Here is a 717-nt window from a genome sequence, read left to right as displayed (position 1 = left end):
CCCGGCCAGCACTACGCCTGGGGCCTGACCACCCCCGGCGAGTACTACTGGGCCAAGAGCTACGACCCGGAGGTGGAGACGTCCGAGGTGGTGCGGGGTCAGGAGCGCTACCACCAGATCCAGTTGGGTCACCGCGTTGCCTTCGTGAAGGCGGAGGACGTGGTCGTTCGCCGTGTGTGGTAAGGGCGTTGGGGTGTCGGAAGCCTCACACTCCTTTCACCCGGGAGCGGCAGGAGTTCGCTTGACGATGGTGTGAAAACTGGGAAAGCTGTTCGCTCGGCAGGCGTGTGGTCCGGGGCGCGTACGGGTGGGTGACCGCAGAAGCGTGCGAAACGACGCCCCGTCGCCGGTGAAGCCCCGCACACGAGCCGCCCATCGACGTACATCTACTGGGGGTAGTTGGCAGATGAGAAACAGCAGGACGCGTGTGCGCGTCGCGCGCGTGGCGGCCGGTGCCGTCTTCGCGGCGGGCCTGTCCCTGACGGCCGCGGGTGCGGCCTCGGCCGCGGGCATCGGGCTCGGTATCGGTGCCGACGAGGACGGCGTCACGGTCGAGGCCGACGTCGACCTCACCGGTGACGACTCCGGCGGCACCTCCGAGGGCACCAGCGTGGGTGTCTCCGAGGGCACCAGCGAGGGCGCCCAGGGTGGCACCTCCGAGGGCGGTGACCAGGGCGGTACCTCCGAGGGTGGCGACCAGGGTGGCACCTCCGAGGG

1 protein-coding gene and 1 pseudogene are annotated in these 717 nt (G+C 69.9%); both read left to right on the top strand.

Annotated elements, in window-relative coordinates; translation table 11 throughout:
* A partial coding sequence (locus HOY81_RS27070; protein WP_237323349.1) for a hypothetical protein occupies positions 1–183 on the top strand: 183 nt, incomplete at its 5' end.
* A 244-nt stretch (positions 184–427) separates the two neighbouring features.
* A pseudogene (locus HOY81_RS27065) lies at positions 428–717 on the top strand (hypothetical protein); the annotation flags it as partial.

Origin of the sequence: Streptomyces sp. JJ36 (assembly GCF_021696945.1) — a bacterium.
Classification (GTDB): Bacteria; Actinomycetota; Actinomycetes; order Streptomycetales; family Streptomycetaceae; genus Streptomyces.
This window is presented reverse-complemented; position numbering and strand designations above follow the sequence as displayed.